Origin of the sequence: Streptomyces bambusae (genome assembly GCF_019400985.1) — a bacterium.
In the GTDB taxonomy this organism is placed as follows: domain Bacteria; phylum Actinomycetota; class Actinomycetes; order Streptomycetales; family Streptomycetaceae; genus Streptomyces; species Streptomyces bambusae_A.
Genome location: NZ_WTFF01000378.1, coordinates 1 through 6461, shown reverse-complemented (window position 1 = coordinate 6461; position 6461 = coordinate 1). Strand labels below are relative to the sequence as shown.

Annotated in this window: 7 protein-coding genes; 4 read left to right on the top strand and 3 right to left on the bottom strand. The window is 72.7% G+C overall.

Annotation, left to right across the window (positions count from 1 at the left end):
* From GPJ59_RS31950 to GPJ59_RS31940, 3 genes are all read right to left on the bottom strand, one after another.
* A partial coding sequence (locus GPJ59_RS31950) for an NADH-quinone oxidoreductase subunit C (protein ID WP_219671411.1) occupies positions 1 to 739 on the bottom strand: 739 nt, incomplete at its 3' end.
* Positions 736 to 1404: an NADH-quinone oxidoreductase subunit B gene (locus GPJ59_RS31945; protein ID WP_308120597.1), complete on the bottom strand. Its 669-nt coding sequence runs from the start codon at positions 1402 to 1404 to the stop codon at positions 736 to 738. The genes GPJ59_RS31950 and GPJ59_RS31945, both read right to left, overlap by 4 nt.
* Entirely contained in the window at positions 1395 to 1802 is a 408-nt protein-coding gene (locus tag GPJ59_RS31940) for an NADH-quinone oxidoreductase subunit A (RefSeq protein WP_219671409.1), read from the bottom strand. Before GPJ59_RS31940 ends, GPJ59_RS31945 begins: the two co-directional genes overlap by 10 nt.
* A 147-nt stretch (positions 1803 to 1949) precedes the next feature.
* Between GPJ59_RS31940 and GPJ59_RS31935 the strand changes: the two genes are divergently transcribed.
* From GPJ59_RS31935 to GPJ59_RS31920, 4 genes are all read left to right on the top strand, one after another.
* Positions 1950 to 3170 (top strand): sensor histidine kinase, encoded by a 1221-nt coding sequence (locus GPJ59_RS31935; protein WP_219671408.1) that lies wholly within the window; start codon positions 1950 to 1952, stop codon positions 3168 to 3170.
* A 319-nt stretch (positions 3171 to 3489) separates the two neighbouring features.
* Positions 3490 to 4782 (top strand): sensor histidine kinase, encoded by a 1293-nt coding sequence (locus tag GPJ59_RS31930; protein WP_219671407.1) that lies wholly within the window; start codon positions 3490 to 3492, stop codon positions 4780 to 4782.
* Positions 4783 to 5015: 233 nt separating this feature from the next.
* Positions 5016 to 5675 carry a response regulator transcription factor gene (locus GPJ59_RS31925; RefSeq protein WP_308120598.1) on the top strand — a complete coding sequence of 220 codons (660 nt, stop codon included), beginning with the start codon at positions 5016 to 5018 and terminating at the stop codon, positions 5673 to 5675.
* Between the two features lie 149 nt (positions 5676 to 5824).
* A partial coding sequence (locus tag GPJ59_RS31920; protein ID WP_219671405.1) for a 2-oxoacid:acceptor oxidoreductase family protein occupies positions 5825 to 6461 on the top strand: 637 nt, incomplete at its 3' end.

Genomic DNA, 6461 nt, shown 5'->3' with positions numbered 1-6461 from the left:
GGGCTTCGGTGGCGGCCGTGGCCTCCGGCGTCGGCGCGGCCTGGCTTGCCGAGCCTTCCGTGGTCGTGCGGGTGCGGCGGACCGGGGCGCCCTCGCGCGGGGTGCGGGTTGCGCCCGCGGCGCGCGGGGTGCGGGCGGGGCGGGTCGGGGCCGGCGGGAGCTGGCCCTTGAGCGGGCCCCAGTCGTTGGGGTCGGGCACGCCCGGCGGCAGCATCGTGCGCCGCTTGGGCCCCTCGGACTCCGCGCCCTCCCCCGGCTCCTTCGCGCCGGGCCAGGCCTTGGCGACCCGCGCGGCGAGGACGAAGTCCTTGCGCAGCGGATGGCCCTCGAAGTTCTCGGGCAGGAGCAGCGGGACGAGGTTCGGGTGGTCGGTGAAGGCCACGCCGAACATCTCGTACGTCTCGCGCTCGTGCCAGGCCGCGCCCGCGTACACCGCGACCGCGGACGGCAGCGAGGGCGCGGTGTGCGGGACCGTCGTACGCATCAGCAGCCGGCGGACCCGGTGGCCCTCCAGCGCCACGACGTGCGCGCAGATCCGGAAGCCCGTGCCGGGCTCGTCCACCGCGCTCAGCCAGTCGAAGTAGGTGCAGCCCAGTTTGTCGCGGGCGATCTCCAGCGAGGAGATCCACGAGCCCACCGGCACGTCGACCGTCAGGACGTCGTACGCGGCCGTGGCCACCGCCTCCGCGCCGAAGATCTCCGAGGCGGCGTCGGGCAGGGAGTCGTACAGGTTGGTCATGCGCCCGGGCCCTTCACCAGATCGCTGGTGAGCTGGGCCACCGACGGCGACGTGCCGGCGTAGCGCTCGGCCAGCGACTCGCGGGCGATCTTCTCCTGGAGCTTGAGGATGCCCTGGAGCAGCGCCTCGGGGCGGGGCGGGCAGCCCGGTACGTAGACATCGACCGGAATGATCTGGTCCACGCCCTTGGTGACGGAGTACGAGTCCCAGTAGGGCCCGCCGCAGTTGGAGCAGGCGCCGAAGGAGATGACGTACTTCGGCTCCGGCATCTGCTCGTACAGCCGCTTGACCGCCGGGGCCATCTTGTCCGTCACCGTGCCGGAGACGATCATGAGGTCTGCCTGTCGCGGCCCGGGCGCGAACGGGATCACGCCGAGCCGGATGAAGTCGTGCCGGGCCATCGACGCCGCGATGAACTCGATGGCGCAGCAGGCGAGGCCGAAGTTGAACACCCACAGGCTGTAGCGGCGGCCCCAGTTCAGGACCACCTTCATCGGCTCCGGGGCGAGGCGGGAGAGGACTCCCAGGCGCTTGGGCTCCGGCAGCAGCTGGGGCTCGCCGACGACCTGCCCCTCGACGGGGGTCACCGCGGATGTCCCACCGGAGGTCCCGGCAGATGTCCCAGAGGGTGCCGCGCCGGGTGTCGCAGCAGGTGTCACGTCCATTCGAGGACGCCCTTCTTGTACGCGTAGAGCAGGCCGACGGCGAGGAAGCCCAGGAAGATGAACATCTCGACCAGGGTCGTGGCGCCGTAGCCGGCGGCGGCGAAGACCGTCGCCCACGGGAACAGGAAGATCGAGTCGACGGCGAAGATGACGTACAGGAACGCGTAGACGTAGTAGCGGACCTGGGTGTGCGCCCAGCCCTCGCCCACCGGGTCGACACCGCACTCGTACGTCAGCAGCTTCTCGGGGGTGGGCGCGACGGGTCGCAGGAGCCGGCCCGCGCCGAACGCCACGGCCACGAAGAGCACGCCGAGAACCGCGAGCAGGCCGACGACCGAATAGCTTCGGAAGTAGTCCGCCGCGAGCACGGTTGCGGTCGATACCGCCTGGTCGGGCACGTCCGTTCCTCGCTCCCTGCCCACTGTCGACGATCTGTTACGCACGGGAGTCTAGGGCCTGCCTCACACCGGGTGGGGTTATCCCCCCTCCCGTGGACAAGGGCACCCCATGGCACGAGGTCGGGCGCGGTTGGCAGGCTGTCGGTCATGACCGCGACGAACCAGGCCCTCGACGGCGACCGGCCTCCGCCGGTACGCCCTGTCTTCAGTGTGGAGACGTGCAAGGAAATCTGTCACCTCCTGTCCGATCTCCCGATGTCGATCATCGGTTTTGTTTACACGCTGTTCATGATTTCCGTCGGCCTCGGACTGTCCGTGACGGTGGTCGGCCTGCCGCTGCTCGCCTGTGGTCTGTGGGGGTCGCGCCAGCTCGGGCGGTTCGAGCGGGGACGGGCCCGGCTGCTGCTCGGGGTGGGGGTGGAGGAGCCGACTCCGCTTCCCGGTCCGCAGCGGGCCGGCGGGTTCCTCGCGTGGCTGTGGGCCTCGCTGAGGGACCCGGTGGCGTGGCGGAGCGCGCTGTACGAGCTGGTGCGGCTGCCGTGGGGGCTGCTGGCCTTCACCGTCGCGCTGGTCGGACCGATCGTGCTGTGGCCGGTGCTGCCGTACGTGGTGCGCGCGCTGGCGAACGTCGACCGGGCCCTGGTACGGGGCCTGCTGTCGCCGTCCGACGCGCTGGAGCGGCGGATCGCCGAGCTGGAGTCGGACCGGGGCGTGGTCGTGGACACCGCCGCGGCCGACCTGCGGCGCATCGAACGGGACCTGCACGACGGCGCCCAGGCCCGGCTGGTGGCGCTGGCGATGGGGCTGGGCCTGGCGAAGGAGAAGCTGCTGGAGGACCCGGAAGCGGCGGCGGCGATGGTCGACGAGGCCCACGGCGAGGTGAAGCTGGCCCTCCAGGAGCTGCGCGACCTGGCCCGGGGCATCCATCCGGCGGTGCTGACCGACCGGGGGCTGGACGCGGCGCTGTCGTCGGTGGCCTCGCGGTGCGCGGTGCCGGTACGGGTGCAGGTGGACCTGCCGGCACGGCCGGCGGAGGCGATCGAGGGCATCGCCTACTTCACGGTGTCCGAGCTGCTCCAGAACGTCAGCAAGCATGCGGGGGCGCGCAGCGCCGCGGTGGAGGTGTGGCGGTCCGGCGACCGCCTGCTGCTGCGGGTCTCCGACGACGGGCGCGGCGGAGCGAAGGCTTCCGGGGCGGGCAGCGGCTTGGCGGGGCTCATGGAACGGCTCGACGCGGTGGACGGGGTCTTCGTGGTCGAGTCCCCGGAGGGCGCCGGTACGACGGTCACGGCGGAGCTCCCGTGGCGCGACCGGACCCCGGCCGGCCCGGCTGCCCCGACCGCGGCCCGCTCCGTACGGCGCTCCTAGCCTGCGGCCGGCCTCGGGCGGACCGGCCCCGGCCGTCGCACTCCCCGCGGCGCTCCACGCAGCCGGCCCTCAGCCCCGGGCGACGCCCCCTGCGGCGCTCCCCGCAGCCGGCGGCCGGCCCGGCGCTCCCCCTCGTCGGAAGGCCCCCAGGCCCCCGGCCCAGGCCACCCCCTGCGCCCGGCCCCCGCCCCGGGGTGGGGATAACCCCCCGCCCCGGACGCCGACCCGCCGCATGGTCCCGGTGGGGTGCCGACCGGGAGGGTGGGAGGCGTAGGGAGCAGAGCCGATCCGGACGGGTCCGGAGGACGGGGTGAGGGTGATGGACACGGCGGCGAGGGTGGGGCGGGCGCTGCGGGCGCCGGTCGAAGGCCGGGCCTGGCGCGAGCTGGCCTACGTACTGCTGGGGATGCCGCTGAGCGTCCTGTACTTCAGTCTCGCCGTGAGCGGGCTGAGCCTCGCCGCCGGTCTGCTGGTGACCTTCGTCGGGGTGCCGCTGCTCGCGGGCGTGCTGGCCATGCTCCGGGGCTTCGGCCTGGTGGAGCGGGCCCGGGCGCGGGGCCTGCTGGGGCTCGCCGTCGCCGATCCGGCGCCCGTGCGGCCCGCCAAGCCCGGGCCGGTGGGATGGGTCGCGGCGCTGCTCAAGAACGGAAGCGCCTGGCGGCACGCGCTCTACTCGGTGATCCACTTCCCGTGGGCGGTGTTCTCCTTCTGCGTGGCGGTCGTGGTGTGGACGGTGGGCTGGAGCATGCTGCTGTACCCCCTCTACCACTGGGTCTTCCCGGCGTTCACCGACCAGCCGGGCCTCCAGCTGGTCCAGAACGACGACTACATCTACTACCTGGACAACCCCGTCCGGGTAGCCCTGACCAGCCTGATCGGCCTGGGTGTCACCCTCGCCACCCCGTGGGTGGTCCGCGGCCTCGTCGCCGTCGACGGGTTCCTGGTCGTCGGGCTGCTCGGGCCGTCCCGGCTGGACAGCCGGGTCACCGAGCTGGAGGCGGACCGGGGCGTGGTCGTGGACACCGCCGCGGCCGACCTGCGGCGCATCGAACGGGACCTGCACGACGGCGCCCAGGCCCGGCTCGCCGCGCTCGCCATGGACCTCGGGCTCGCCAAGGAGAGGCTGGCCGAGAACCCGCAGGCCGCCGCCCGCATGGTGGACGAGGCACACGGCGAGGTGAAGCTGGCGCTGCGCGAGCTGCGGGACCTGGCCCGGGGCATCCACCCGGCGGTGCTGACCGACCGGGGGCTGGACGCGGCCCTGTCGGCCGTGGCGTCCCGGTGCGCGGTGCCGGTGCGGGTGCACGTGGACCTGCCGCGCCGGCCGGCCGCGGCGATCGAGGGGATCGCGTACTTCACGGTGTCCGAGCTGCTCCAGAACGTCACCAAGCACGCGGCGGCGCGCAGCGCCGCGGTGGAGGTGTGGCGGTCCGGCGACCGGTTGATGGTCCAGGTCTCCGACGACGGCCGCGGCGGAGCGACGGCTTCCGGGGCGGGCAGCGGCCTCGCCGGGCTGGTGGAGCGGCTCGGCGCCGTGGACGGCGTACTCGTCGTCGACTCCCCGGCCGGCGGCGGCACGACCGTGACGGCCGAACTGCCCTGGCGGGACTGACCCGGGCCGTTGCCGGCCACCCCGGGCCTGGCCCCCGGGCCCGAGCCACCCGCCCGGGCCCCGTCGCCCCGGCAGCCCCGCGCGGCCCCGCCCGCCCGGCCCGGGCCCGCCCCGCCGTCCACCCGATCACTCCCGGAGCCCCCGCTTCCGCCCCAGGACCGGCATGCTTGGCACGCAAGTGCCGATCACGCGGTTCGAACGGAAACGGGGGCAGGGGCGTCGTGGAGGACAGGGTGCGGGTGGTCATCGCCGAGGATTCAGTGCTGCTCCGCGAAGGCCTGACCCGGCTGCTGACCGACCGGGGGCATGAGGTCGTGGCCGGCGTCGGGGACGCGGAAGCCCTGCTCAAGACGGTGGCCGACCTGGCGGGGCAGGGGCAGCTGCCGGACGTGGTCGTCGCCGACGTACGCATGCCGCCCACCCATACGGACGAGGGCGTACGGGCGGCCGTGCAGCTGCGCGCGGACCATCCGGGGATCGGCGTCCTGGTGCTGTCGCAGTACGTGGAGGAGCGCTACGCCACCGAACTGCTGGCCGGTTCCACGACCGGGGTGGGCTATCTGCTCAAGGACCGGGTGGCCGACGTACGGGAGTTCCTGGACGCCGTCGTACGGGTGGCCCGGGGCGGTACGGCCCTGGATCCCGAGGTCGTGGCCCAGCTGCTCGGCCGCAGCCGCAAGCAGGACGTGCTGGCCTGCCTGACCCCCCGCGAGCGCGAGGTACTGGGCCTGATGGCTGAAGGACGGACGAATTCCGCCGTCGCGAAGCAGCTCGTGGTCAGTGACGGCGCCGTGGAGAAGCACGTGAGCAATATCTTCATGAAGCTGGGCCTCTCCCCGAGCGAGGGGGACCACCGGCGTGTGCTGGCCGTTCTCACCTACCTGAACTCATGAGTAACCGACAGGGCATCTGACAGACTGTCAGGTAGGCGTCGCGCGGCCGTCCCATGCCGAAGTCCACCATGTGAGAGATCCAGGGAAGGCCATCCTTACCGACGTAGGGTTGACCTTGGGGACAAACCTCTCGAAGGAGGTCCAGTTCAGTGACCAGCCAGGTCAGTAGCCCAGCCGAGCAGGCCGATGGCGCAGAAGGGGCTGTTGTCGGTGGACAGCGCACGCGCGCAGGCTCGGACGGCAAGGAGATCCGCCGCCTCGATCGGGTGATCATCCGTTTCGCGGGTGACTCGGGTGACGGTATGCAGCTCACCGGTGACCGGTTCACGTCGGAGACGGCGTCGTTCGGGAACGACCTTTCGACCCTCCCGAACTTCCCGGCCGAGATCCGGGCGCCCGCCGGCACCCTGCCGGGCGTCTCCTCCTTCCAGCTGCACTTCGCCGACCACGACATCCTCACGCCGGGTGACGCTCCGAACGTCCTGGTGGCGATGAACCCGGCCGCGCTCAAGGCGAACCTCGCCGACGTGCCGCGCGGCGCGGAGATCATCGTCAATACCGACGAGTTCACCAAGCGCCCCATGGCCAAGGTCGGCTACGAGACCTCACCGCTGGAGGACGGCACGCTGGAGGCGTACAACGTCCATCCCGTGCCGCTCACGACCCTCACCGTGGAGGCGCTGAAGGAGTTCGGGCTGTCGCGGAAGGAGGCCGAGCGGAGCAAGAACATGTTCGCGCTGGGCCTGCTGTCGTGGATGTACCACCGGCCGACCGAGGGCACGGAGA

Excerpts from the sequence above, each read along its gene's own strand:
- GPJ59_RS31930 (WP_219671407.1), top strand. The coding sequence starts at position 3,490 with ATGGACACGGCGGCGAGGGTGGGGCGGGCGCTGCGGGCGCCGGTCGAA.
- GPJ59_RS31945 (WP_308120597.1), bottom strand. The coding sequence starts at position 1,404 with ATGGACGTGACACCTGCTGCGACACCCGGCGCGGCACCCTCTGGGACA.
- GPJ59_RS31935 (WP_219671408.1), top strand. The coding sequence starts at position 1,950 with ATGACCGCGACGAACCAGGCCCTCGACGGCGACCGGCCTCCGCCGGTA.